Origin of the sequence: Pseudomonas sp. NFACC51 (genome assembly GCF_900103575.1) — a bacterium.
Lineage (GTDB): Bacteria > Pseudomonadota > Gammaproteobacteria > Pseudomonadales > Pseudomonadaceae > Aquipseudomonas > Aquipseudomonas fluorescens_Q.
Genome location: NZ_FMXH01000011.1, coordinates 103381 through 130141 on the forward strand (window position 1 = coordinate 103381; position 26761 = coordinate 130141).

Sequence of the window (26761 nt, forward strand, 5' to 3'; positions counted from 1 at the left end):
GGCACCGGGCCGGGGGTCCGGTGCTTGCCATTTAAAAGTGCACACCACTCCCCTGTGGGAGCAAGCGCCCACAGGGTTATGGGGTGTGTATTAAAGTTTTTTAGAGAATCAGGAGGACACCGCCCATGGCCGCATTCGCCCATTCCGTCGGCGCCCAGACCTATCGCTTCGACAGCCTCAAGGACCTGATGGCCAAGGCCAGCCCGGCGCGTTCCGGGGATTTCCTGGCCGAGGTCGCCGCGCTCAACGATGGCGAGCGGGTGGCCGCGCAAATGGCCCTGGCCGACCTGCCCCTCAGCCATTTCCTGCAAGAAATGCTGATTCCTTACGAGGTCGACGAAGTCACCCGGCTGATCGTCGACACTCACGATAAACAAGCCTTCGCCACCGTCAGCCACCTCACGGTTGGCGGCTTTCGCGACTGGCTGCTCAGCGATGCCGCCGATGAAGACAGCCTGCGGGCACTGGCCCCCGGCCTGACCCCGGAAATGGTCGCCGCCGTGTCGAAGATCATGCGCGTGCAGGACCTGGTACTGGTGGCGCAGAAAATCCGCGTGGTGACCAAGTTCCGCGGCACCCTCGGCCTGCGCGGGCGCTTGTCCACGCGCCTGCAACCCAACCACCCGACCGACGAACCGGCCGGGATCGCCGCGAGCATCCTCGACGGCCTGCTCTACGGCAACGGCGACGCCATGATCGGCATCAACCCGGCCACCGACAGCACCGCCTCGATCTGCGCCATGCTGGAAATGCTCGACGCCATTATCCAGCGCTACGACATCCCCACCCAAGGCTGCGTGCTGACCCACGTCACCACCTCCATTGAAGCGGCCAACCGCGGCGTGCCCCTGGACCTGGTGTTCCAGTCCATCGCCGGCACCGAAGCGGCCAACGCCAGTTTCGGCATCAACCTCAACGTGTTGAAAGAAGGCTACGACGCCGGGCTCAGCCTGAATCGCGGCACCCTCGGCAACAACCTGATGTATTTCGAAACCGGCCAGGGCAGCGCGCTGTCGGCCAACGCCCACCACGGCGTCGATCAACAGACCTGCGAGACGCGAGCCTACGCCGTGGCACGGTATTTCAAGCCGTTTTTGGTGAACACGGTTGTAGGATTCATCGGCCCGGAATACCTGTACAACGGCAAACAGATCATCCGCGCCGGCCTCGAAGACCACTTCTGCGGCAAGCTGCTGGGCGTGCCGATGGGTTGCGACATCTGCTACACCAACCACGCCGAAGCCGACCAGGACGACATGGACACCCTGCTGACCCTGCTCGGCGTGGCCGGGATCAACTTCATCATGGGCATCCCCGGCTCCGACGACATCATGCTCAACTACCAGACCACCTCGTTCCACGACGCCCTCTACGCCCGCCAGACCCTGGGCCTGAAGCCTGCGCCGGAATTCGAAACTTGGCTGGCGAACATGGGCATCTTCACCCAGGCCGATGGCCGGGTGCGGTTCGGCGACAACCTGCCACCGGCGTTCCGTCACGCCTTGGCGCATCTGGGATAAGTGAGTTGCCCATGGATAAAAAACCTGTCGACCCACAAAACCCTTGGCTGAACCTGCGCAACCTCACCCCGGCACGCATCGCCCTGGGCCGCACCGGCACCAGCCTGCCGACCCAGGCGCAATTGGACTTCCAATACGCCCACGCCCAGGCCCGCGATGCGGTGCACCTGGCGTTCGATCATCAGGGCATTCGCGCACAACTGACTGAGCGCGGCCGCGAAAGCCTGTTGCTCCACAGTGCGGCGGCTGACCGACATAGCTACTTGCAGCGCCCGGACCTGGGCCGACGACTCGACGAGTCCTCCGCAAAAATCCTGGAGGACTACGCAGCGGCTCATCCCGGCGGTGTGGACTTGGCTATCGTCGTGGCCGACGGCTTGTCGGCGCTGGCGGTGCATCGCCATACCTTGCCGTTCCTGGCGCGCCTGGAAGAACAGACCGCCGCTGACGGCTGGTCGGTGTCGCCCGTGATTTTGGTGGAACAAGGCCGCGTCGCGGTGGCCGATGAAGTGGCCGAGCGGCTCGGCGCGAAAATGTCGGTGATCCTCATCGGCGAACGCCCCGGCCTCAGTTCTCCCGACAGCCTGGGGCTGTATTTCACCTACGCCCCCAAGGTCGGCCTGACCGATGCCTATCGCAACTGCATCTCCAATGTCCGCCTCGAAGGCCTGAGCTACGGCATGGCCGCGCACCGCCTGATCTACCTGATGCGCGAAGCCTGTCGCCGCCAGCTCTCGGGGGTCAATCTGAAGGACGAAGCCCAGGTTCACACTCTAGAGTCGGAAAATACTGCCGATATGAAAGGTAACTTCCTACTCATGCCGCCCCGAAACTGATCCGTTTATCCGATTGCGTTTTTGATCCGCTTTCAGGCAGCATCAAAAGCACGGCAGCGCGAAGTTGTTGTCTGAATATCTGTCGACCTCTGCAGACGAGACCTACCATGCGGATTATCCAAGCGACCCTGGAACACCTGGACCTGCTGACCCCATTGTTCGTCAAATACCGGGAATTCTACGGCTCACTGCCCTACCCGGACTCGTCCCGAGCCTTCCTTGAAAAGCGCCTGCGCCGCAAGGAATCGGTGATCTACCTGGCCTTGCCCGATGACGATGACAGCCGGTTGCTGGGCTTCTGCCAGCTCTACCCGAGCTTCTCGTCGCTGTCGCTCAAGCGCGTGTGGATCCTCAACGACATCTACGTCGCCGAAGACGCCCGCCGCCAACTGGTGGCCGACAACCTGATCCGCACCGCGAAAAAAATGGCCAAGGAAACCAACGCCGTGCGCATGCGCGTCTCCACCAGCAGCAATAACGAAGTGGCGCAGAAAACCTACGAATCGATCGGCTTCAAGGAAGACACCGAGTTCAAGAACTACGTATTGCCGATCAGCGAAAGCATCTGACCCCTGTGGCTGAGTCCCCCTGTCACAACACCAAACCCTCTGTGGCGAGGGGATTCATCCCCGCTGGGCTGCGAAGCAGCCCCAAAACCTGAGCACGCGGTGCATCAGACTGACCGAGTCGCCTGCCTCAGGACCGCTCCGCGCCCCAACGGGGATAAATCCCCTCACCACAAAACCAGCACACACCAATCCCCCTGACACACCCCCAACCCTGTGGCGAGGGAGCTTGCTCCCGCTGGGCTGCGAAGCAGCCCCAAACCCTAAGCACGCGGTGCATCAGATTGACCGAGTCGCCTGCCTCAGGGCCGCTCCGCGCCCCAACGGGGATAAATCCCCTCACCACAAAACCAGCACACACCAATCCCCCTGACACACCCCCAACCCTGTGGCGAGGGAGCTTGCTCCCGCTGGGCTGCGAAGCAGCCCCAAACCCTAAGCACGCGGTGCATCAGATTGACCGAGTCGCCTGCCTCAGGGCCGCTCCGCGCCCCAACGGGGATAAATCCCCTCATCACAAAACCAGCGCACACCCATCCCCCTGACACACCACCAAACTCTCTGTGGCGAGGGGATTTATCCCCGCTGGGCTGCGAAGCAGCCCCAAAACCTAAGCACGCGGTGCATCAGATTGTCCGAGCCGGCTGATTCAGGACCGCTCCGCGCCCCAACGGGAACAAACCCCCTCACCACAAGAGTCCTCACTCAATCGCACACCACCGAAATCCCCAGCTACAAACTCACCCCGCTCCCCGCCCTTCACCCCGTATAATGCCGCTCTTCCCGGCTTGTAAGAAAAAGCTACACACTCTGTAGCCACTCCAAGCCCGACCCAAAGCCTGCCGAGCCAGGCCACCACCACAGGTGTTATGCATGGATTTCAATCCCCTCGACCTCATCCTGCACCTCGACGTCTATCTCGACATGCTGGTGAGCAACTACGGAACCTGGGTCTACGCCATCCTGTTCCTGGTGATCTTCTGTGAAACCGGCCTGGTGGTCACACCCTTCCTGCCCGGCGACTCCCTGCTGTTCATCGCCGGCGCCGTCGCCGCCGGTGGCGCCATGGACCCGCTGCTGCTGGGCGGCCTGCTGATGCTCGCGGCGATCCTCGGCGACAGCACCAACTACCTCATCGGCCGCACCGCCGGTGAAAAACTGTTCAGCAACCCCAACTCGAAAATCTTCCGCCGCGACTACCTGCAGCAAACCCACGACTTCTACGACAAGCACGGCGGCAAAACCGTGACCCTGGCGCGCTTCCTGCCAATCATCCGCACCTTCGCCCCCTTCGTCGCCGGCGTCGGCAAAATGAACTACCTGCGCTTCTTCGGCTTCAGCGTCCTCGGCACCGTCCTCTGGGTCGGCGGCCTGGTGACCCTCGGCTACTTCTTCGGCAACGTGCCCTTCATCAAGCAAAACCTGTCGTTGCTGGTAGTGGGCATCATCCTCGTGTCGCTGCTGCCGATGATCATCAGCCTGGTACGCAGCAAACTGAGCCAGCGCGCTTCGAAAGCCTGATCGCCCATGTGGTCCCTGAGCAACTGGCGCCGCCAACGCACCCTCGCCAAACACCCCGTCCCCGAGGAAACCTGGCAACGGGTGCGCCATCAACTGAGCTTCCTCGACGGCATCAGCGCCGCCGAGGACCAGTGGCTGCGGGAAGCCTGCGTACTGTTCCTGCACGATAAACACCTCACCGCCCTGCCCGGCGTCGAACTGCACCAGGAACAACGCCTGCTGCTCGCCGCCCAGGCCCAACTGCCGCTGATGCACCTGGGCGAACTGAACTGGTACCAGGGCTTCCACGAAATCGTCCTCTACCCCGACGACTTCCTCAGCCCCCAGCGCTACCGCGACGCCAGCGGCATCGAGCACGAATGGGACGGCGAACACAGCGGCGAAGCCTGGCCCCAAGGCCCGATCATCCTGGCCTGGGACGGCGTGATGGCCAGCGGCGGCTGGGACGGCTACAACCTGGTGATCCACGAACTGGCGCACAAACTCGACATGCTCAACGGCGACGCCAACGGCCTGCCGCCCCTGCACCCCGACATGCGCGTCAGCGACTGGGCCGAGGCCATGCAACAGGCCTTCGACGACCTCGACCGCCAACTGGACCAACATCCAAACACACAAACCCTCATCGACCCCTACGCCGCGGAAAACCCGGCGGAGTTCTTCGCCGTCACCAGCGAATACTTCTTCAGCGCCCCAGACCTGCTGCACCAGGCCTATCCAAAGGTCTATGAACAGCTCAAGGCCTTCTACCGCCAGGATCCTTTGGCCCGGCTGCGGCAACTTCAAGCCGAAGATCCGGTCTATCAGGCGTCATACTAAGGTCTCTACGACCCTGGTAACGTGGCATCAGCGGCCGAATATGCCTATAATCGCCGCCACTTTTTGGTCAATCCGACCAGTCATTTGGTCAACTAACGGGGGCACCGCCCAATGAGCTACAGCAAGATTCCGGCTGGCAAAGACCTGCCGAACGACATCTACGTCGCGATCGAAATCCCGGCCAACCACGCCCCGATCAAATACGAAATCGACAAAGACAGCGATTGCCTGTTCGTTGACCGTTTCATGGCCACCCCCATGTTCTACCCGGCCAACTACGGTTACATCCCCAACACCCTGGCCGACGACGGCGACCCCCTCGACGTGCTGGTCGTGACCCCATACCCAGTTGCCCCAGGTTCGGTCATCCGCGCCCGTCCAGTCGGCATCCTGAACATGACCGACGACGGCGGCGGCGATGCCAAAGTCATCGCAGTGCCACACGACAAACTGTCGCAACTGTACGTCGACGTGAAGGAATACACCGACCTGCCACCGCTGCTGATCCAGCAGATCGAGCACTTCTTCGCGAACTACAAAGACCTCGAAAAAGGCAAGTGGGTCAAGATCGAAGGCTGGGCCGGTGCAGACGCCGCCCGCGAAGCGATCACCAAGTCGGTTGCCGCCTACAAAGGCTGAAACAAACTTGATCAAGAACCCCGGTTTGCCCCGGGGTTTTTTTATGTCTTAATGGTTCTTAATACAAAATCGTATTAACACTGTTTAACTGCGTTTAGCCCGCGCCTTTCAAATCCTGCAAACGGAAAGATCGTCTTATATATTTGCACGACTTGTTTATTGCCGAAAACATCGTCGCCCCTAAACTTTCCGTTTATGAAAAAGATCTCCAGTGGCGACCGCTTCAGAGCCCTTCTAAAAGAAGCCCATATCCGTTCCGCCGACTTCGCGAAGTTATACGGCGTGAAATCCCAGCACGTGAACAACTGGTTCAACCGTGGCATCCCACCCCGGCGCATCCACAGCATCGCCAGCCTGCTGACCGTCAGCCCAGAATGGCTCGCCCACGGCGAAGGCCCACAAACCCCTTTGGGCCTGGGCCCCGGCACCACCTACGACGCCGCCGAAGTCCAAGGCGTCTACAGCGTGGTGGAACCCACGGACATTGAACTGCCCTTCTACAAGGAAGTCCCCATCGCCCCCGGCGAAACCAAAACCCACATCACCGAAATCCCCGACCAATCCATCCGCCTGCCCCGCAGCCACCTCGACTCCCTGGAAATAAACCCCAGTGACGCCATCTGCACCACCATGGTCGGCGACAGCATGGCCGAACGCATCGCCGACGGCTCCACCCTCGCCATCGACCGCGGCCTGACCCAAATCGTCGACGGCCAAATCTACGCCCTCGAACACGACGGCATGCTGCGCATCAAATACCTGCACCGCATCCCCGGCAACCGCCTGCGCCTGCGCAGCCACAACAGCGCGGCTTACCCGGACGAAGTCTTCAGCGCCGAACAGATCGACGCGCAGAACATACGGGTGATCGGCTGGGTGTTCTGGTGGTCCACCCTCAACAAACAGAGACCGCCGGTGTGCGACTAACCCACCCGAACGGAAAGACAGGCAAAGCGCCTCGTGCCGAGGAGCTTTATGGTGAAGAGCTTTTGTGGCGAGGGAGCTTGCTCCCGCTGGGCTGCGCAGCAGCCCCTGCTTTTCACCCTGAATCCCCCTAACCCAATGATTCCACACCACTTACCACTGGGATTCTGCCGAAAACCCGCGTATCCTCCGCCCCACATTTGCGAGCCCACGCCTCGCACCGACAAGGCAGATCACTTTCTGACCAAGTCCCACAGCCGGCCGCAAGAGCCGGATGTACGTTTTGAAGGCTGGTGAGGTTTGTCAAAAACGAACTGAGTTAGTCAACGAGAAGCCGGCCATAAGCCGGCTTTTTAATGTCAGAGATCTTTACTTATCTTCGCCGCGACGGCGTTTAAGCGTCAGCATCCGGGCATCCCGCGTTGCGCAATCAAACCGGCTGCCAACGATGCGGTAACAACACCCCAATCTCGCTCGCCCACAATGTGGGCCATCGCGTCCCTGGCTGGAACTAAAAGAGTCAGTATAGATAGCGCTAGACGCCCAACCCGACCCCGTGCAACCGAGACTGCTCAGTGCCGGGCTTGGATTGGGATACAATCCCCGGCATTTAATACGATCAGGATCGGCATCCGCTCCCTGAGTGTCCACAAGAGATCCGCAATGCCCCTTACGCTGCAACAACTGGAACGCCACCTTTTCAAGGCTGCCGATATTCTGCGCGGCAAGATGGATGCCTCGGAGTTCAAGGAATACATTTTTGGCATGCTGTTCCTCAAGCGCTGCTCCGACGTTTTCGAGGAGCGCTATGAGCAGGTCGTTGCCGATCAGATAAATGCCGGCAAGAGTAAATCCGAAGCATGTGCCATGGCGGAAAATCCGCGCTGGTACAAGCTCCACGGCAATTTCTGGGTGCCCATCCATTCGCGATTCTGGTACGTGCTCAACGAAGCACACATCAACGTCGGCGATCTGTTGAACAAAGCGTTGGCCGGCATAGAGGAAAACAATGCGGACCTGGACGGAGTGCTGGAGCATATCGATTTCACCCGCAAGGTCGGCCAGGGAAAGATTCCCGATCAGAAGCTGCGCCAGCTCATCACCCACTTCGGTGAAGTGCGTCTGCGCAACAGCGACTTCGAGTTCCCTGACTTGCTCGGCGCCGCCTACGAGTACCTGATCGGCGAGTTCGCCGACTCGGCCGGCAAGAAGGGTGGCGAGTTTTATACACCGCGTGCGGTGGTGCGGTTGATGGTTCACCTGCTCAAGCCACGCCTCGAACACGACATCTATGACCCGTGTTGCGGCTCGGGCGGCATGTTGATTGCTGCCAAGGAGTACATTGACGAGCACGGCGAGGACGGCCGCAAGGCCAATCTTTTCGGCCAGGAGTTCAACGGTACCGTGTGGTCCATCGCACAGATGAACATGCTGTTGCATGGCATCAGCGGCACCGGGCTGGAGAACGAAGATACCTTGGCCAACCCTCGGCATATCGAGGGCGGCGAACTGCGCCGCTTCGACCGCATTCTCACCAACCCGCCGTTCTCCATCAACTGGGGCCATACCGAAAAAAGCCCAGATGGCAGCCTGGCCTGGAACCCGACATTCCGCGAGCAACGCTTCTGCTTCGGCGAGGTGCCGCTGGGCTCAAAAAAGGCCGACCTGATGTTCCTGCAGCACATGCTCGCCGTGACCCGCGACGAGGGCATGATTGCCACCGTACTGCCCCATGGCGTGCTATTCCGTGGCGGTGAGGAACGCGGCATCCGCGCTGGCATTATCGAGAACGACCTGCTCGAAGCAGTGATCGGCTTGCCGGCCAACCTGTTCTATGGCACCGGCATTCCGGCATGCATCCTCATCCTGCGCCAACAAAAGCAGGAAGGCGCCAACCGTGTCAGCGCCAAGCCTGCCGAGCGCCAGGGCAAGGTGCTGTTTATCAATGCCGACCGAGAGTACTTCGAAGGCCGCGCGCAGAACTATCTGCTGCCCGAGCACATCGAGAAAATCACTACTTCCTTCGACGAATTTCGGCGGATCGACGGCCTTAGCGATGTGGCGGATATTGCCACCCTGCGCGACAACGATTACAACCTGAATATCCGTCGCTACGTGGACAACGCACCGCCGCCCGAGCCACATGATGTGCGTGCTCACCTGCTGGGCGGGGTGCCTTTGGCTGAAGTTGAAGCGAAAGCTCCGCTGTTCGCCGCCCACGGACTCGATCCGCATGACCTGTTCGTGGCACGCGATGCGCAGTACTTCGACTTCCGTAGCGAGCTGACCCGCCGCACCGACCTCAAGCCGGCCATCGAAGGCAATGCAGGCCTGCAGGTCAAGGAAGCAGCCCTCCGTGAGGCCTTCGAGCGCTGGTGGCACGAACACAGCCCGCGTATCACCACACTAGCAGGGAAGCTGGATAACAGCGCTGCACTAGTCGAATTGCGCGGCGAGCTGCTGGCTAGCTTTAGCCAGACACTGGAAGGCATCGGCCTGCTCGACCCCTTCCAGGTGAGGGGCATCGTCGCCGGCTTCTTGTACCAAAATAAATACGATTTCCTCGGCCTGATGGCCCGCGGCAGCCAGGGCGTGATTGATGCCTGGCGTACCAGCATCATCACCGCCCTGGATGACAAGGCCAGCAAGCAAAGCCCGCTGGAGCACAAGCTGGTGAAATTCCTGCTCGGCGATTTCGTTGCCGAGTTGGCCGAGCTGGAAGCGAAAAAGGCCGAACTGGATAGTCAGCTCAAGGCTGCCGCCCCAACCAAAGAGGAAGATTCTGACGAGGCAGACGACGAGGCGGATATAGGCAACGAGGAAACCCCCATCAATGAAGCCCAGCTCAAGGCCTGGAAAGCCGAGCTGACCAAGGTGAAGAAACAGCTCAAAACCCAGCAGGACAACTTCGCCAGTCACTTGAATCAGGCCGTCGACGGGCTGGACGAACTACAGGCCGCCGAGCTGCTGCTAACCATTCTACATAACGATATGCAGGCCATCGTCGAGCGCTATATTGCCGCCCAGCGCAAGCAGATCGTCGTTGCCTTCGAGAACTGGTGGGACAAGTATCGAGTGACGCTAAATGAAATCGAGTACGAGCGCGATGCAGCGACGGTGGCGTTGCAAGGGTTCTTAAGGGGGTTGGGGTATGTCTGATTTTCCCCATTGGCCCGTACGTCCGACCGGTAGTGTCTTTTTCGTGAAGGGCCGTATCGGTTGGCGGAATCTTCGGCACTCGGACTTCTGCGAGAACGGACCACACCTCATTACCGGGATGCATATTGACAGCGCTGGGCGAATTGATTGGGACTCTTGCTTCCACATCCCTAAACGAAAGTTCGATGAATCTCCGGAGATACAGGTCAAAGTCGGTGATTTAGTTATCACGAAGGACGGGACAATTGGCAAGGTTGCACGAATCGATTGGCTTCCAGGGGATACCTCACTGAATGCGCATTTGTTCCTTGTGCGGCCAATTCAACCTGAATTTTGCTCTGCGCGATTCGCATTCCACGTATTCACGTCTGCAGCGTTCCGCAATTTTATTGAAAACCAAAAAAGCGGAAGCACCTTGGCCGGTCTGGGCGAAGCGAAATTTGTGCGATTCCAGTTCCCGCTGCCGACAATTAACGAGCAGGAACTTGTCTCAGATGTTCTCGATACACTCGACATCGCTATCCGCGAAACCGAGGCGTTGATTGAAAAGCTCAAGGCCATCAAACGTGGCCTGACGCACGACCTGCTAACCCGTGGCATTGACTCCAACGGCCAACTGCGACCGCCACATAGAGACGAGCCGCAACTCTACAAGAAGTCGCCGTTGGGGTGGATACCGAGGGAGTGGGAGATTGAGCCGATCATCAACCTGACTTCCAACTCAGTGATCGGGCCATTCGGCAGTGACCTTATTGCCTCCGACTACCGAGATTCAGGAGTGCCAGTGGTCTTTGTGCGAGATGTTAAGCCGGATCAACTCATTTGGAAGAGTAATGTCTTCGTGAGCGCCAGTAAGGCACAAGCTTTGGCTGCGCATGAGGTCCGAGCGGGAGATGTAGTCGCCACAAAGATGGGTTTGCCACCATGTGTGGCTGCCGTTTACCCAGAATCGATGCCATGCGGAATTGTGACCGCAGACATCGTTCGCCTGCGGCCATGTACAGATCGTATCTGCCCTGACTGGATGTCGATATTCATCAATTCTTCAGCGGTCGCCAAGCAAGTCGAGCAAATAACTGCTGGCGTAACTCGGCCCAAGGTTACTTTGCGTGATGTTCGGGATCTTCTGATCGGACTCCCCCCCATCAAAGAGCAGGAGCGGGTTTTGGTTCGACTGACAGCATTGCAATCACGGATTCAGCTAGAAGAAGCATCATATAAAAAGCTTATTTCAGAGAAATCCGGTCTTATGGACGACCTGCTAACCGGCCGCGTGCGTGTCACCCCGCTACTGGAATCTATGCAGCAAGCTGCTGCACCAACGGAAGCCTGATATGCCCCAGCGCCTACCGCCCCGCGAATCCCTCACCGTCGAGTTCAAAAGTGATCGCAGCAAGCTCCCCGACCGCGAACTGATCGAGGCGCTGGTCTGCCTGGCCAATGCCGAGGGCGGTGAGCTATGGCTGGGTGTCGAGGACGACGGCACACCCACCGGCTTACATGCCGAGCATCGCCTGCTGGAAGGCTTGGCCGGCATGGTCGCAGCGCGCACCTCGCCGTCGCTGAACATACAGGCCGAGGCGCTCGACCTGGATGGCGTGACCGTGGCGCGTATCCATATACCCAAGACCCAGGGCGAGGTGGCCACAACCAGCGGCGTCTACCTGCACCGCCGCTTGAAACACGACGGCACGCCCGAATGCATAGCCATGCTGCCCCATGAGCGCAGCAGCCGCGCAAGCAGCTTCGGCCTGCTCGATGTTTCCGCCCAGCCGGTGGCCGGTGCCACCCTTGCCGACCTCGACCCGCTGGAACGCGAACGTCTGCGCCAGGCAGTGCAGCAATACGGCGGCGACCGCGTGCTGTTGGAACTGGACGATGAAGCTCTGGACGGCGCACTACTGCTCACTGCGCGCCAGCCAGACGGTACGCGCGTGCCAACCCTCACCGGCCTGCTACTGATCGGTCGGGAAACCTCCCTGCGCCAACTGGTACCCACCCATGAGTTCGCTTTCCAGGTGCTGGCCCAGCAGGCAGTGCGCTTCAACGAGTTTCGCCGCTTCCCATTGCTCAAGGCCCTGGACTGGCTGGAAACCAACTTCCGTCCCTACAACCCAGAGGAAGAACTACAGGTCGGCCTGTTCCGCGTGCCAGTACCCAAGGTCGACCTCGGTGCCTTCCGTGAAGCCGTAGCCAATGCCTTAGTGCATCGCGATTACCACGGCAGAGGCGCGGTGCATGTGCGCCTGGAGGACGATGCCCTGGTGGTCAGCAACCCCGGTGGCCTGGTCGATGGCGTGACCCTGGCTAATCTGCTGGTGACCGAACCGCGCCCGCGCAACCCGGCCCTGGCCGATGCCATGAAGCGCGTCGGCGTGGTCGAGCGCTCCGGTCGAGGCGTGGACAAGATTTTCCGCGGCATGCTCAAGTTCGGCCGGCCGGCCCCGGACTACAGTTACACCACCGCCCAGAGCGTGGTGCTGCGCCTACCCACAGCCGAGGCCGACCTGGACTTCCGCCGCCTAGTAGTCGAGCACGAGCGCAGCACCAACGCCGAGCTACCCATCGACAGCCTGATCGCTCTGGCCGCCCTGCGTGAAACCAAGCGCGTCACGGCCGACGAATTGGCCGTACAGATCCAGCGCGACACCTCGACTGCCAAACGCACCCTGGAAGCCCTGACCGAAGCCGGCTTGGTGGAGGCTCACGGTTCTACCCGAGGGCGCAGCTACACTCTGTCAGCCAGTCTGTACCAGGCCGTGGGCGACAAGGCCGGTTATACCCGTCAGGCAGGCTTCGCTCCGATTCAGCATGAACAGATGGTGTTGAACTATGTACAGCAGCATGGGCAAATCAAACGTGCCGAGGTCATGGAGCTATGTCGCATATCAACTGACCAAGCGGCCAAGCTGCTGAAAAAGCTCAAAGATAAAGGCGCCATTGTGCAGAGTGGCAAGAATCGAGGGGCAACCTACACCCTTGGCACCTTGGAATAAGCGGGAATGAGCCGGAATGAGCCGGAATGAGCCTGTATGAGTCCATACACGCCTGAACTGGATTAAAGGAGTAACCCGTGGGCTGGGAATTGGAAGACGTCGAAAAACCCTTTGTGGCTCAGCTACAGGGGCTGAACTGGAAGCATATCGAGGGCAGCCTCGACGACCCGGCCATCACTGGACGCAGCAGCTTCAGTGAAGTGATTCAGCCAGCCGCACTGGCCGAGCGCTTGCTTGCTATCAACTTGCGCGACGGTCAGCCTTGGCTGGATGGGCAGCGGATTTCCGAAGCAGTGGCGGCGATTACGCGCGTGGGCGCCGGCAAGCTGATGGAAGCCAACCAGACAGTCACTGAGCTGCTGCTCAAAGGCATCACTGTCGATGGCCTCCCGGGCTGGGAAGGTGGACGCGGCCAGACCATCCAGTACATTGACTGGGCCACCCCGGCCAATAACCACTTCAGTGTGATCAACCAGTTCCGAGTGGACTGCCCGCCAGGCTATAACAGCGGCAAGAAATTTATCGTCCCGGATCTGGTGTTGCTAGTAAACGGCATCCCGCTGGTGGTGGTGGAGTGCAAGAGCCCATCCATCCCAGAACCGCTGGCCGAGGCTGTCGATCAATTACGTCGTTACAGCAACCAGCGCAAGGCGGCCTTCGAGGTCGAGGAAAACGAGGGCAACGAGACTCTGTTTGCCAGCGTGCAGCTATTGGTCGCCAGTAGCTACGACGAGGCACGGGTGGGCTGCATTGGTGCCGGCTTCGGGCATTTCTCCCAATGGAAGACCGTGGTTGGCCCGGATGGCAACGGCAGCGAACAGTCAGTAGCCGAGCAGTTGGTCAAAGCCAAACTGTCCGAACAGGAGCGCCTGGTGGCAGGCATTCTCACGCCAGCCCACCTGCTCGATCTGATCCGACATTTCATGCTCTTTATGCAGGTTGGCGGGCAGACCATCAAGACGGTCTGCCGCTACCAGCAATACCGCGCGGTGAACCGCACAGTGACCCGCATGAAACGCGGGCAAACACGCCTTGAGCATGGCGAGAGCGACCAGCGCGGCGGTATCGTTTGGCACACCCAGGGTTCGGGCAAGAGCCTGACCATGGTATTTCTGGTGCGCAAGATGCGCACGGATACACAACTGCGCCACTTCAAGATCATCGTGGTCACTGACCGTAAAGACCTGCAAAACCAGCTCGCCGCCACCGCCACACTGAGCGGTGAACTGCCGGAGGTGGCCTCCAATATCGAGGGTGTTAAAGCCTTGGCACGCCGCCAGGGCCCCGGCCTGATATTCGCCACCATCCAGAAGTATCGCAATCCTGAACAGGAGGAAGATGGAGAGGCGCCGATCCCTGCGCAAGCTGCGACATCCCTCAAGGCCGCAGAAAAGCGCGCGCCCTATCTGGTAAGCAAACCATTCGAGGTGCTCAACCACGACGAGAGCATTCTGGTATTGATCGATGAGGCGCACCGCACCCAGGCCGGCGACCTACAGGCGAACCTGCTGGCAGGCCTACCCAATTGCGTGCGCATCGGCTTTACCGGTACACCGATCATCATGGGCGATAAGAAACGCACCCACGAAATTTTCGGCGCGTTCATCGACAAATACACCATCAAGGAAGCCGAGGCAGATGGCGCGACAGTGCCGGTGCTTTACGAAGGACGCACTGCCAAGGGCGCAGTGAAAGACGGGGCGAGTCTGGATGAGCTGTTCGAGGATTTGTTCCGCGAGCACAGTCAGGACGAGCTGGAGCTGATCAAGAAAAAGTACGCCACCAAGGGCCATATCTTTGATGCCCCCGCGCTGATCGCTGATAAGGCGCGCGACATCCTCAGACATTACGTCACCAATATCCTGCCCAATGGCTACAAGGCGCAGGTGGTAGCCTATAGCCGGATTGCGGCAATCCGCTATTTCTATGCGCTGCAGGCCGCCCGTGATGAGTTGCTGGCCGAGGCTGAAGCGTTGCCAGCAGCCGACAAGGATCTCGACGATGAAGCACTGTGCCAGCGTCCACCCAAGCTGCAGGCGCGCGTGCAGGCATGGCGCTATCGCGACAGGCTACGCGACCTGGAGTTCGCACCGATTATTTCCGGCTCAAATAACGATCCGGCCGAGTGGAAAACCTGGACGGATGGCAGCAAACACGAGCTGCTGATCCAGCGCTTCAAGAAGCCCCTGAATCATGAGCAGCCGGGCAAGGCCGACCCGCTGGCTTTCCTGATCGTTAAGTCTATGTTGCTCACCGGCTTTGACGCACCCATCGAAGGGGTCATGTACCTTGACCGGCCAATCAAGGAAGCCGAGCTGCTGCAAGCCATTGCACGGGTCAACCGTACTGGTTTTGGCAAACGCTGCGGTATCGTGGTCGACTACTACGGGGTCGCCAACCACCTGCGCGAAGCCCTGGCAGCCTATGCCGACGAGGATATCGAAGGTGCGCTGAGCAGTATCAAGGACGAGGTGCCGGTGCTGCGCGATCGTCATCTTCGTGTGGTGGATGTGCTGCGTCGCCAGGGCATCGAGTCGCTGGAAGATGCCGAAACCTGCATTGCCGCACTGGAGTCGGAAAAGGTGCGCGCCGAATTTGCGGTAAAACTCAAAGCGTTCCTCAATTCATTGGACACCGTGCTACCACGCCCCGAGGGCCTGCCCTTCGTCAAGGATGCCAAGCGTCTGGCCTACATCCATGCACGTGCGCGCGGGCGTTACAAGGACCTGCCGCAACTGGGCAAGGATGTCGGCGCCAAGGTGCGCAAGCTAATCGACGATCACGTTATTTCGCTGGGCATCGACCCGAAGATTCCGCCGATCCAACTCACCGATGCAGACTTCGAGAAGCAGTTGTCGCGTTGCGTCAACGACCGCGCCAAGGCCTCAGAGATGGAGCACGCCATTCGCTCGCATGTGCGCAAGCATACTGATGAAGATCCGGTGCTCTTCCGCAAGCTGTCCGAACGCCTGAACGAGCTGCTCAAGTCGCTGGGCGAGCAGTGGGACCAGTTGGTTGAGCAGATGCAGAAGATCATCAACGAGCTGCGCAGCGGTCAAATGAGCGATGACTACAACCCCCTGGATTTGCCCGAACACTATGCCCCCTTCCTGCGCACCCTGCTGGATGTGGTGTGTGCCGACGCCAATCCGCAGCCCGCCGAGCTGCTGCGTTTGAAGGACGTAACAGTGGAACTGGTCGACCTGTTGGTGGGCGAACTCCAAAGCCACCGCGATATCTGGAGCCCGCGCAAGCGAGCGGCACAGGAGGAGCTGGCCGGGCAGCTATTCGATTACCTGATGCGACTGCGTCCGCCCTTGGTGGATAGCGATACGGCGGGTGTGTTGTCTGACCGCTTGATGGATCAGGCGAGAGCCAGCCATGAACGGTTGATGCAATTGTGAGCAATCACACCCTCACGGTAGACGATCTGCAATTCACACTGCGCCGTAGCGCGCGCCGAAAAACACTGCAGATCACTGTCGAGCGCGACGGCGCGCTTATCCTTTCTGCCCCGCCCGAGGTAGAGGAGCAAATGTTGCGGCAGTTCGTGGCAGAAAAGAGCTTCTGGATTTACTCGCGCCTGGCGGAAAAGGAACGCCTGCAGCGTGCGATTCCTACTAAGGAGTACGTGGACGGAGAGGGGTTTCTGTATCTGGGGCGAAGTTATCGCCTCAAACTGGTTGATGAGCAGGATGTGCCGATGAAACTTTCTGCCGGTCGCTTCCGCCTGCTGCGTAGCGAACTGCCACGAGCCCGTGAACACTTTATCCGCTGGTACAGCGAACATGCCCGCAGCTGGCTGGCCTTACGCGTCAAGAACCACCAAGCCCGCATGGACCTGATCCCCAGCGGTGTGCGTGTGCAGGATCTGGGCTATCGCTGGGGCTCCTGTGGCAAAGGCGCACAGCTCTACTTTCACTGGAAAACGATCCTGCTGCCCAAGCCCATTGCGGAATATGTGGTGGTGCATGAGATGGTGCACCTGCAAGAACCACATCACACCCCAGAATTTTGGCTCCGCCTGGAGCGCGTCATGCCTGACTACGCACAGCGCAAGACATGGTTGGCGGAACACGGGATAGAAGTCGAAGGAGTCTGAAGCTCTTCTCTTGCTTGTGACCCTTTTCGAATTCCATGCAGAATCTGACATTAGTTTTGCTCACCGTTACGGCATGCTCACATCCCCAACAGCAGCCACTTCGTCGTAGTGCGGAAAACGTTGCTTCAGTCGCTCAATTGTCCAACGCCACTTAGGCGTAGTGGGACGACAAACCGTATTCTGATTACCAAACATTCCGACCTCCCGCACAGCCTGACTTACAGGCACGCTCTGCAGCCATTGAACCGGAACAAAGTAGTCGCAGCGCTCCGGATCGTCGGCAAACTCAGCGTGATAGGTGGCGCGTTTCGCAACCTCCAGCACTGGCCGCTCTTCGCCATCCTGCATGACTGTGAACTCGTTTGCAGGGGTGGACGTTCCCAAAACACGCCCAACACCGACGTAACCTTGCTGGGGAATATTTACCCAGATCCGATCTCCCGGGGAAAGGAGTTGCAAGGTCTTGCTGTACCACGCACCGCCACCACCAGAAATAAAACCGAACTCCACTGCATCAGCCCATGAACGCGAGACGGAATCCCCGAACGAACAGTAAAACTCTCCATTCCAAGGCTCGCCGTGCCCTTCACTGGTCGATACAGCGTTAACTTGGGTCTGAACAGGATCGAGTAACCAGGATCGGCTCAGCAACTGTTGATCGCCTACCTGGAAAACTTGGAAGCAAAGCACGTTGATCGGAATATCTCGCTTGCTGAGGTATTCAACGATTCGTTCGCTGCTGGCGTCCAATTCTGTAGCGACGATGATGAGTTGATGGCTTTTATTCAGATCATCATCGTCGAGCACACGGCCAAAGCGCGCGAGAAAATCTGCATACAAGCTGCTCCCAGGTCGGAACCGTTGGTAAATCGCCGCGATTTCGTTCTCACGCAGACTTTCAACCCAAACGGCATAGTCGAGGGCCTGAGCAACGACTTCCCGGGGTGTGCGATCTCTTTTGAGCTCAATCAGAACCAGACTTCCATCAGGCGCAATGGCCAGCAGGTCAATGCGGCCGCCCATTCCGGTGGACTCTTGCCTGCCTACCAGCATCCACTCCTCAGAAAGGATGCTGGGAGAGCTGATGATCATTTCCTCAAGTAGCTGCTCGCTGGCCAATCGGCTTTGGCGAAGCTTGTTCGGTACAAGACCGACGGTCCAGACGTCCGTTTTAATAGGCAAGTTTTGAGTCCTTTGGGGTTTGCGTAACCGAGCGATGAATGGTGATTGCTACCTTGATGACCGGTCAAGACAAGGGGGCGAGCAGCCCCCAAATAATGGCACAACAACATCACAAAAAATGCTTTACTAATTTCTACAGGGGCACGTGCCATTTGCTAGATCGAACAATAATGAGGGGCTGAAGCCTGCTCAGATGCTCGGATTAGATACATAGGTCAGGGAGACCAGCATGTCAGAAGTCAGAAATATCAAGGATCAAAAGCTTCTGTACCACCTTACCTCGACTGAAAACCTCGACGGGATATTTAGGGAAGGCCTGAAACCTCGGGCTGATCTCACCACGTTTATTGACGTAGCCGACAGTGAGATTCTGAAGAAACGTCGAGCCCTTGAGCTTGATCGCTATGTGCCCTTTCACTGGTTTGCTGCAAATCCATTTGACGGAAGTGTGCAGTTCAACAGACCGAAATCAACATTCGTACTGATCTCGGTTTACCGATTACATGCCCAAAAAAATGGTTGGAAAGTCATTCCTCGCCACCCACTGGCAAACGATGATATTCAGCTACTGGAGTACGACCAGGGCTTCGAAGCCATCAACTGGGAGGTCATGAGCACGCGAGACTACCAGGACCACGACTGCAAGAGCATTTGCATGGCTGAATGCCTCTCTCCCGGCATCGTCACTCCGAATGAATTTTCTATACTTTTTGTTCCGAATTCTGATGTCGAGGCGCTTTGCACGGAAAAAATGCGGGAGGCCGGTGTTAATGTACGCCTCACCGTGAATCCCGGAATGTTTCGCAAATGATCTACAGCAGACTGAATCCAGAGAAGGCTCTGATTTGGCGTATCGTCCATCGGGACAACCTGCCTTGGATTCTGGACAACGGTCTGCACTGTGCAAATTCGAACGTTCAGTCAGCGCAGTACGTAAACATCGGTAACCCTGACTTGATCGACAAGCGCCGAACCCGCCACGTCCCCATAGCACCGGGAGGGGTATTGGCCGATTACGTGCCCTTCTATTTCACGCCCTTCTCTGTGATGATGAAAAATATCCACTCGGGGCGGAGTGTTCAGCAGCGCAGCAATGACGAGATCGTGATTCTGGTCTCCAGTCTGTACCGCGTTGAGCAGATGGGCTTTCCGTTTGTCTACACGACCGCGCATGCCTACCCGGATTGGACAGACTATTACAGCGATCTGGCGAATCTCGACCAGATCGATTGGTCTATCATTCAACGACGCGATTTCAAGCGCGAACCTGACGATCCTCGGAAAATGGAGCGGTATCAGGCCGAAGCGCTGATTCACAATCACCTACCGATTACAGGACTCCTTGGCATCATGTGCTACACCGATGCAATGAAAATACGCATAGAGCAGGACGTGGCCGTAAGGGGCCTGGCGTTGCCTGTTCATGCGCGTCCGGGATGGTATTTCCAATGATCCGTTTTACCCAAGGCAACCTTCTGGAAGCCAAAACCGAAGCTCTGGTCAACACGGTGAATACCGTGGGCGTCATGGGTAAAGGTATCGCGCTGATGTTCAAAGAGCGCTTCACGGAGAATTACCGACTGTACGCTGCTGCCTGCAAGGCTGGCGAAGTGGAGATGGGCAAGGTTCACGTGACGGCAGTCAGCGAGCTGGAGGGGCCGCGCTGGATCGTCAACTTCCCGACCAAACGTCACTGGCGCTCACCTTCGCAGATGGCGTGGATAACCGAAGGTTTGCATGACCTACGTCGCTTTCTGATCGAAAACGATGTGAAGTCCGTGGCGGTTCCACCGCTAGGCGCCGGCAATGGTGGTTTGAAGTGGCCAGAGGTTCGCGAGCAGATTGTTGAAGTCTTGAGTGATCTGGATGTCGACGTGCTGGTGTTCGAGCCTTCTAACCAGTATCTGAACGTCGCCAAACGTAACGGTGTAGAAAAGCTCACGCCTGCTCGTGCACTGATAGCCGAATTGGTTCGTCGCTACTGGGTTCTGGGCATGGAATGCAGCCTGCTTGAGATTCAGAAGCTGGCCTGGTTCCTTGAGCGCGCCATCGAAAAGCTGCCAAACACCGAAAACCCTCTGAATCTTCAATTTGTTGCTCATAAGTACGGGCCGTATGCCAACCGGCTGGAGCATTTGCTCAACAACCTGGATGGCAGCTATCTGCATTGCGACAAGCGCATCAGTGATGCGGGTATTAACGATGTGATCTGGTTTGACGAAGGGCGCAAAGCGTTCCTACAGACTTATCTTCAAACAGAAGCCAAGGAATACGCCCAGGCCTTAGAGCGTACCGCCGAGTTGATCGATGGTTTTGAGTCGCCTTTCGGCATGGAGTTGTTGGCGACCGTTGATTGGTTGCTGAGCCAGGATGGGATTTCCCCGACTGTTCCTGCCGTGCGCGAGGCGTTGAAACATTGGGATGGCGGAGCGGGTGCTGCGGCTCGTAAAAGCAAGCTGTTCGATGATCAGGCGCTTGATATCGCGCTGAAGCGGCTGACTTCCAGTAGTTTCAGGCCAGAGATGGCAACCTGTTAGGGGTAACACCTATCTCAGCCGGGTAATTGTGCAAGTACCTCTTGCACAATTAGAGCTCATCGCTTCGGGGACTCTCGGATACAAAAAAGGTCTTGCTGAGCAAGACCTTTTTTTCATACCCGGGGTAAGCGCGGCCCCTTGTTACCTCACCTCAACAATATCCAAAGCCCGATTCGCCAACAGCTCACTCACCTCAATCACTTGCAAAATCCCCAACGCAAAATGCCGTCGTGATCCTTCAAGACCAAACGCCAAATCATTGATCATGGCATTCGCCGAAGCCAGGTTTTCACTGAGATTGGCAAGCAGACATTCCGAATCAACATCCGGTGCGATACGGAAGATGGTGCTGGTCTTGTCAGACGTTTCTTTCTCAGGCTTAGGCTTCAGATAAAAATCCAAAGCCCGGGTGGCAGCTTCGTCGAGTTTTTTATTTCGAGCGGATTGAACGCGGGATACGGTGTCGTCTGTAGCGGGGGGATTTGGAGTCACTTTTGCCATTGTCTTGCTTCCTGTAGTTGGAGCCATCACCCGCTCGCGACTAAACGATGGGAGGCAGCTGTACGCAGGTTAGTCGACCGGGGAAACAAGAAACCGGCGCGTCCGAGGACGCCCTGCGCACAGCCACCATCAAGTGCAGGATGGGAATCCTGACTGGATGACGCCTTGCACAACCTGTTTCACCCTGGGCGACTAAACCCGATCACTGATGAGCAGTGACAGGTCCAACTTACCGACGCGGCCAAGGGCGCACAAGCCGGCGGATTCTGGCGTAGTTGTAGGCAATGGCGCAAGGCGATGTCGGTCTTGGCTAGTCTCGTGGAGTCACGATAAACAGCTGGCCGGAAGGTTACTGACACACTGCTATCGCGAGCAGGCTCGCCCCCACAGAGGAACATGCGTACATATGTCGCTACTGGCGACATGACGGCAGAACGTGTCGCCAAAATCGAGAAATGGCGACACGTCAGGCGTTTCAAAAAATAGGATTGGCGGAAACGCGACTGGCTGCATCCTTGCAGCCAGTCGCGAAGAGAGTGTTACTACTCGTTGTCCAGGGGCTCGCGACCAACATCGCAATAAATCAGGCGGAATATCTCGACCATATCCACAACGGTTTTGTCATCGACCTCAAACCCGCTGCCTGCCCCCCCTGTGTTGCTATTACTTAAGCGTAACGTCGAGCATCGGCGGAATGTACCCATAGTCGTACTCAGCCACCACAAACGTCTGCTGCCCTTTTATTTTCATACCCACCGTTGGCGCCTCAGTGCCACCCACACGAATCTGCGTGCCGGTTGCGTCGGTCGGTACGCTGTCGATAAAGGAGGTCACCAGGCCGTTTGGCATTACATAGTGCGAGTAGGTCTGGAATGGCTGGGAGGACGGGTTGCCCAGCACCAGGCCGGAACCGTTCAGCGGCACGTAAGGGCCGAACAGCGAGTCCGCGACGAAACCGTACACGCCGTCCGGCCCGGTCACACCGTCGGCGTAGGTGAAGGTGTGGCTGATCGTGAACAGGTAGTACTTGCCATCCTGGAACACGAAGTGCGGGCGTTCGGTCTGGTCGTTGACGCCCACGGCGGTCAGCAGTGGCGGCAACATTTCCCAGTCGTCGCCGTCCGCGTCGCGGGCCACGGCGATGCCAACGCAGGCGGTCTGGAAGCGCGAGTTGCCGACATCTTCATAACCCGGTGGCACGTCGCCGATTTCGGCCTCGCCCACTTTGTGCGAGCCGCGCTCACCGGCCACGTTGCCCTCGAACAGCATGTACAGCTTGCCGTCGTTCGGGTCGCGGAAAGGCCATGGGTCGCGGAAACCCCAGAAGGCGTTTTGGGCTTCGGTCTGGTACATCTTGCCGTCGGCCTCGAACAGTGGCTTGACCTTCTCGAAGCCGACCATGCTGACACCATGTTCAGTGGTCACGACCCGACCGCGCACCTTGACGATGGTCGCGCCTGGGGTGACGGCGGTGTAATACAGGTCCACTTCACCTCGGTCGTTCAACAGAATCGGGGTGCCGGCCCATTCGCGAGCGGTCGGCGAAACCCCTTCGGCCATCACGCGGCCACCGAATTCCCAGTTCTTGCCGGTACGAGAAAACCAGTAGTACATCTTTGCCCGACCGTGACGATCGTTCCAATCGCGGAGGATGTCGTAGTTGCCGTCCTCATCAAGGTACGCCGGGTCGTTTGGATGACGATCGGCCGTCAGGGTGAAGATCACCGACCAGCCATCGACGGACGTCACGTTACCGTCCAAGTCGCGCAGGGGCATGGTGTCCCAGATGAACACGTCGTTGTTCAGTACCGGGAAATCCGCGCTGACCAGCGGCTGCGTGGTGGTGGGATCGTCCGCCCGGACTTTCAGCGCATCAGCGCGGGTCCAGAGGCTGGGTTGATGGGGGGTTACACCGAATTTTTCAGTGGTGGTTTTCATAAGGTAATACCTCGTCCATGAATGGATTCAAATAAATGATGCTTGAGAAATACTGGATGCGCATACAGTGAAGCCACCTTATAGAGGCTTATGCATGCAGGTCAAGCAAAAAATGCATTTGTGCATAATTTGGTTTTTTCTTGAGGCTGATACGTTTCAGCCTTGAGCGTTTGCAGAAGTTACTTCGCGGGAAAATCGACGACGTTGCCGGCACGCTCGGTGCTCTGAGCCGCTACGCAGTGGAAAGCTTGCGTAACTGGCGACAGGTGGAAGTAGTGCATAGAGGGATTGCTCGACTGAGCTTGGGCGTCGTGCGCAAAGCTCAACAAGGCGGGGAGTCAGCGGTTCTGAGGGTGACGGGTGTATCGCTATCGCGAGCAAGCTCGCTCCCACAGGGTGTGCGGTGGCTGTGTGGTTTGTGCAGAAAAACATCAGGCAGGTGACCAAACCTGCCCGATGCCAACGACCTGACCTGTTATCCCAATGTATTCAAACAAACCACCTTCGGCTGGGTCATTTCCTCATACGCAAACCGCACCCCTTCCCTGCCCAAACTGCCGTACTTGGAACCGCCAAACGGCATCGCATCGAACCGAAAATCCGAAGAGTCGTTGATCATCACGCCGCCCGCCTCGATTCGCCGCGCCGCGCTCATGGCGGTGCTGAGGTCGTTAGTAAAAATCCCGGCGTGAAGGGCGTATTCAGGTTCGTTAGCCAACGCAATGGCTTCATCGAACGTGTCGAACGGCTGCAACACCACCACCGGGGCGAAGGCTTCATGGCGCCAGAGTCGGCTGGAATGATCGAGATTTTCCAATACGGTGGCGGCGTAGCAGGTGCCTTGGCGGCGGTGGCCGCAGAGTAAGGTGGCGCCTTGTTGCAGGGCTTCGTTCACCACCTGTTCGGCGTTCTGCGCGGCTTGGGGGGTGATCATCGGGCCGATGTCGGTGTTGGCGAGCAGTGGGTTGCCGACGACGAGGGCTTGGGCCTTTTGGACGAAGCGTTCGCGGAAGGCGGCGTAGATCGATGCCTGGATCAGCAGGCGTTGGGTGCCGATGCAGTTTTGCCCGGCGGCCCAGAAGGCGCCGGAGAGGCAGCTGTCGACGGCGGCGTCGAGGTTGCAGTCGGCCATGACGATGACCGGGGCGTTGCCGCCGAGGTCCATGGCGAGTTTTTTCAGGCCGGCGGTGCGGGCAATTTGTTCGCCGGTGACGAAGCCGCCGGTGAAGGAGATCATCCGCACGTCGCGGGCGGCGACCAGGGCTTTGCCCAGTTCCGCGCCGCCGGTGGCGACGGTGACCACGGTTTCAGGCAGGCCGGCGGCGACCAGGTACGAGACCAATTTGAGCGCCGACAACGGCGCCAGCTCGGACGGTTTCAGGATGACGGCGTTGCCGCCGGCAATGGCCGGGCCGAGTTTGTGGGCGACCAGGTTCAGCGGGTCGTTGTAGGGGGTGATGGCGACGATCAGGCCCAGGGGTTCGCGGGTGAACCAGCCCTGGCGCGATTCGGCGCCTTCGTAGGCGTCGAATGGCACGATTTCGCCGGCGTTGCGCTTGGCTTCTTCGGCGGAGAGTTTGAGGGTGTTGACGCAGCGTTTGACTTCTTTTTCGGCCTGTTTGAGGGTCTTGCCGGCTTCGTCGACGATCAGCCGGGCGAAGGCTTTGGCGTCGCGTTCGATGTTCAGTGCCGCGTGTTCGAGAATGCTTGCGCGACGATGACGCGGCAGTGCGGCGCAGGCTTTGACGCCGTTGCGTCCGGTCTCGAGCAGTTGCGGGACTTCTGAGGCGCACACGTCGGCGACGGTGCCGACGATGCTGCCATCAAATGGGTTGAGGACTTCGATGTGCGGTTCGACAACCGCCAGGGCCAGGCGCGATACGTTCACAGGTTGTGCTCCTGTTTGCGGGTTGCCGATTGGTGGATGTGAATGATGTCCGACAGCAGCGCGAAGGCGGTTTCGGTGCGGCCTGCGCCGGGGCCCGAGACGGTCACGGCGCCAAGCAGTTCGCTGGTGAACGACACGGCGTTGGTGGCGCCGCTGACGCTGGCCAGTGGGTGGTCGTTACTCAGCAGGCGCGGTTCGACGCTGGCGCTGATGGAGCCGTCGGCCTGGCGCGTGGCGGCGCCGATGAGTTTCCAGCGGGCACCGTCGTGGCGGGCTTTTTCGATGTCGGCGAGGCTGAGGGCGGAGATGCCGCGACAGGTGACGTCATTGACGGTGAGCTTGGCGTCCAGCAGTTCGTTGGCAAGGATGACGACTTTGAGGCGCACGTCATGGCCTTCGACATCCGCCGTTGGGTCGGCTTCGGCGTAGCCCAGTTCCTGGGCTTTTTTGACTGCTTCGGCAAATCCCGATCCGCCTTCCATGCAGGAGAGGACGAAGTTGGAGGTGCCGTTGAGGATGCCTTCGAAACCAGTGATCGAGCTGCCGGCCAGGGATTGTTTGGCCAGGCGAATGACGGGGGTGCCGCTCATGACCGAACCTTCGTATTCGAAGGCGACGTTGTTGCGCTGGGCCAGGGCTTTGAGTTCGGCACCGTGCAGGGCGATGGGGCCTTTGTTGGTGGTGACCACGTGCTTGCCGCGCTCCAGGGCCCAGCGGCAGAACGAGGTGGCGGGCTCGCCGTCCACCGGGTTGGTGAAGGTGGCTTCGGCGATGATGTCGGCACCGCAGTCTTTGATCACGGCTTCATTGAGGGCGTCGACGGTGCCGCCGGGCAGTTGAGCCATGGCGCCTTGGGTGGCTGGCAGTCTGGCCAGCGACGCGGCGTCGAGGCCGTGGCGGTCCATCACCGAACCGAGGAACAGGTCGGTCACGCCGACGATTTTCAGGGTGAAGCCGAGGTCGGTTTTCCACTGCTGGTTGCGCTCGGCAATCAGCTGGGCCAATGCCCGGTTCACACCGCCGAAGCCGACCAGCGCCAGTTTGTATTCAGTCATTTTTGTTATGTCCTTGATCCGGGTGATGAGGTTGTTGGGATCTAGGTTAGGGAGGTGGGGTGGGCAGTGAAATATGCCAATTTGCTCTATTTTTTGGGCGTTTTGACCAGGGGGTGGGCAAAGCGGTAAGCATGCTTGTTCCACTGGCCAGGCACATTCCCCTGTGGGAGCGAGCTTGATCGCGATGGGGCCAGGTCAGGCACATCGATGGTGGCTGGTGTACCGCTATCGCGAGCAAGCTCGGTCCCACAGGTTTTCTCGGTGCCTGGTCCATTGGTGTCAGGAAATCCACCTGCTTGGCTGGCGCACCGCCGGCCGCTCTCGTGGCGAGGGAGCTTGCTCCCGCTGGGCTGCGCAGCAGCCCCTGGAATTGGCCAGCGCGGTGGGTCAGGTAGATTGCGGTCAATCGGGTTGGGGCTGCTTCGCAGCCCAGCGGGAGCAAGCTCCCTCGCCACGGGGGTTGTGGTGGTTGGGCACATTCCTCCTGTGTGCGAGCATGCTCGCGATGGGGCCAGGTCAGGTACATCGATGGTGGCTGGTGTACCGCTATCGCGAGCAAGCTCGCTCCCACAGGTTTT

20 protein-coding genes are annotated in these 26761 nt (G+C 58.9%); 15 read left to right on the forward strand and 5 right to left on the reverse strand.

Features of this window, described 5'->3' with window-relative positions; genetic code table 11:
- The first annotated feature begins 125 nt into the window (after positions 1 to 125).
- From BLT00_RS21140 to BLT00_RS21195, 12 genes are all read left to right on the forward strand, one after another.
- Positions 126 to 1520 (forward strand): ethanolamine ammonia-lyase subunit EutB, encoded by a 1395-nt coding sequence (locus BLT00_RS21140; protein WP_092150514.1) that lies wholly within the window; start codon positions 126 to 128, stop codon positions 1518 to 1520.
- An 11-nt stretch (positions 1521 to 1531) separates the two neighbouring features.
- Complete coding sequence (eutC, locus tag BLT00_RS21145) at positions 1532 to 2356, forward strand: ethanolamine ammonia-lyase subunit EutC (RefSeq protein WP_092150517.1); 825 nt, start codon at positions 1532 to 1534, stop codon at positions 2354 to 2356.
- Positions 2357 to 2463: 107 nt separating this feature from the next.
- On the forward strand, positions 2464 to 2925 hold the full coding sequence (locus BLT00_RS21150) for a GNAT family N-acetyltransferase (protein ID WP_092150520.1): 462 nt from the start codon (positions 2464 to 2466) through the stop codon (positions 2923 to 2925).
- 870 nt (positions 2926 to 3795) lie between these two features.
- The gene (locus BLT00_RS21155; RefSeq protein ID WP_092150523.1) at positions 3796 to 4443 is read left to right on the forward strand and encodes a DedA family protein; all 648 of its coding nucleotides are present in this window, start codon (positions 3796 to 3798) and stop codon (positions 4441 to 4443) included.
- 6 nt (positions 4444 to 4449) lie between these two features.
- Positions 4450 to 5262, forward strand: a complete 813-nt coding sequence (locus BLT00_RS21160) for a M90 family metallopeptidase (RefSeq protein WP_092150526.1) — start codon at positions 4450 to 4452, stop codon at positions 5260 to 5262.
- Positions 5263 to 5373: 111 nt separating this feature from the next.
- The gene (gene ppa / locus BLT00_RS21165; RefSeq protein WP_003205933.1) at positions 5374 to 5901 is read left to right on the forward strand and encodes an inorganic diphosphatase; all 528 of its coding nucleotides are present in this window, start codon (positions 5374 to 5376) and stop codon (positions 5899 to 5901) included.
- Positions 5902 to 6096: 195 nt separating this feature from the next.
- Positions 6097 to 6828, forward strand: a complete 732-nt coding sequence (locus BLT00_RS21170; RefSeq protein WP_063324208.1) for a LexA family transcriptional regulator — start codon at positions 6097 to 6099, stop codon at positions 6826 to 6828.
- 660 nt (positions 6829 to 7488) lie between these two features.
- Positions 7489 to 9984, forward strand: coding sequence for a type I restriction-modification system subunit M (locus tag BLT00_RS21175; RefSeq protein WP_092150529.1), 2496 nt, complete (start codon positions 7489 to 7491; stop codon positions 9982 to 9984).
- Positions 9977 to 11317, forward strand: coding sequence for a restriction endonuclease subunit S (locus BLT00_RS21180; RefSeq protein ID WP_092150532.1), 1341 nt, complete (start codon positions 9977 to 9979; stop codon positions 11315 to 11317). Before BLT00_RS21175 ends, BLT00_RS21180 begins: the two co-directional genes overlap by 8 nt.
- Position 11318: 1 nt before the next feature.
- Positions 11319 to 12980, forward strand: a complete 1662-nt coding sequence (locus BLT00_RS21185; RefSeq protein WP_092150535.1) for an ATP-binding protein — start codon at positions 11319 to 11321, stop codon at positions 12978 to 12980.
- Between the two features lie 77 nt (positions 12981 to 13057).
- Positions 13058 to 16384: a type I restriction endonuclease subunit R gene (locus BLT00_RS21190; RefSeq protein ID WP_092150538.1), complete on the forward strand. Its 3327-nt coding sequence runs from the start codon at positions 13058 to 13060 to the stop codon at positions 16382 to 16384.
- Positions 16381 to 17082 carry a M48 family metallopeptidase gene (locus tag BLT00_RS21195; RefSeq protein WP_092150541.1) on the forward strand — a complete coding sequence of 234 codons (702 nt, stop codon included), beginning with the start codon at positions 16381 to 16383 and terminating at the stop codon, positions 17080 to 17082. The genes BLT00_RS21190 and BLT00_RS21195 overlap by 4 nt, the downstream gene beginning before the upstream one ends.
- Before the next feature lie 66 nt (positions 17083 to 17148).
- On the opposite strand, the gene BLT00_RS21200 is transcribed toward BLT00_RS21195, so the two are convergent.
- On the reverse strand, positions 17149 to 18264 hold the full coding sequence (locus BLT00_RS21200) for an endonuclease NucS domain-containing protein (protein ID WP_092150544.1): 1116 nt from the start codon (positions 18262 to 18264) through the stop codon (positions 17149 to 17151).
- A gap of 229 nt (positions 18265 to 18493) precedes the next feature.
- Here BLT00_RS21200 and BLT00_RS21205 point away from each other — a divergent pair, with 229 nt between their 5' ends.
- The 3 genes from BLT00_RS21205 to BLT00_RS21215 are packed head-to-tail and all read left to right on the forward strand — an operon-like array spanning position 18494 to position 20801.
- Entirely contained in the window at positions 18494 to 19075 is a 582-nt protein-coding gene (locus BLT00_RS21205; RefSeq protein WP_092150547.1) for a DarT ssDNA thymidine ADP-ribosyltransferase family protein, read from the forward strand.
- On the forward strand, positions 19072 to 19716 hold the full coding sequence (locus BLT00_RS21210) for a type II toxin-antitoxin system toxin DNA ADP-ribosyl transferase DarT (RefSeq protein ID WP_092150550.1): 645 nt from the start codon (positions 19072 to 19074) through the stop codon (positions 19714 to 19716). The genes BLT00_RS21205 and BLT00_RS21210 overlap by 4 nt, the downstream gene beginning before the upstream one ends.
- Complete coding sequence (locus BLT00_RS21215; RefSeq protein ID WP_092150553.1) at positions 19713 to 20801, forward strand: type II toxin-antitoxin system antitoxin DNA ADP-ribosyl glycohydrolase DarG; 1089 nt, start codon at positions 19713 to 19715, stop codon at positions 20799 to 20801. Before BLT00_RS21210 ends, BLT00_RS21215 begins: the two co-directional genes overlap by 4 nt.
- A gap of 141 nt (positions 20802 to 20942) precedes the next feature.
- Here BLT00_RS21215 and BLT00_RS21220 read toward each other — a convergent pair whose 3' ends face one another.
- From BLT00_RS21220 to BLT00_RS21235, 4 genes are all read right to left on the reverse strand, one after another.
- Positions 20943 to 21302 carry a DUF6124 family protein gene (locus BLT00_RS21220; protein ID WP_092150556.1) on the reverse strand — a complete coding sequence of 120 codons (360 nt, stop codon included), beginning with the start codon at positions 21300 to 21302 and terminating at the stop codon, positions 20943 to 20945.
- A gap of 663 nt (positions 21303 to 21965) precedes the next feature.
- The gene (locus tag BLT00_RS21225) at positions 21966 to 23240 is read right to left on the reverse strand and encodes a glycoside hydrolase family 68 protein (protein WP_092150562.1); all 1275 of its coding nucleotides are present in this window, start codon (positions 23238 to 23240) and stop codon (positions 21966 to 21968) included.
- A gap of 475 nt (positions 23241 to 23715) precedes the next feature.
- Positions 23716 to 25128, reverse strand: a complete 1413-nt coding sequence (locus tag BLT00_RS21230) for an aldehyde dehydrogenase family protein (protein WP_092150565.1) — start codon at positions 25126 to 25128, stop codon at positions 23716 to 23718.
- Entirely contained in the window at positions 25125 to 26183 is a 1059-nt protein-coding gene (locus tag BLT00_RS21235; protein WP_092150568.1) for a homoserine dehydrogenase, read from the reverse strand. The genes BLT00_RS21230 and BLT00_RS21235 overlap by 4 nt, the downstream gene beginning before the upstream one ends.
- Positions 26184 to 26761 lie beyond the last annotated feature (578 nt).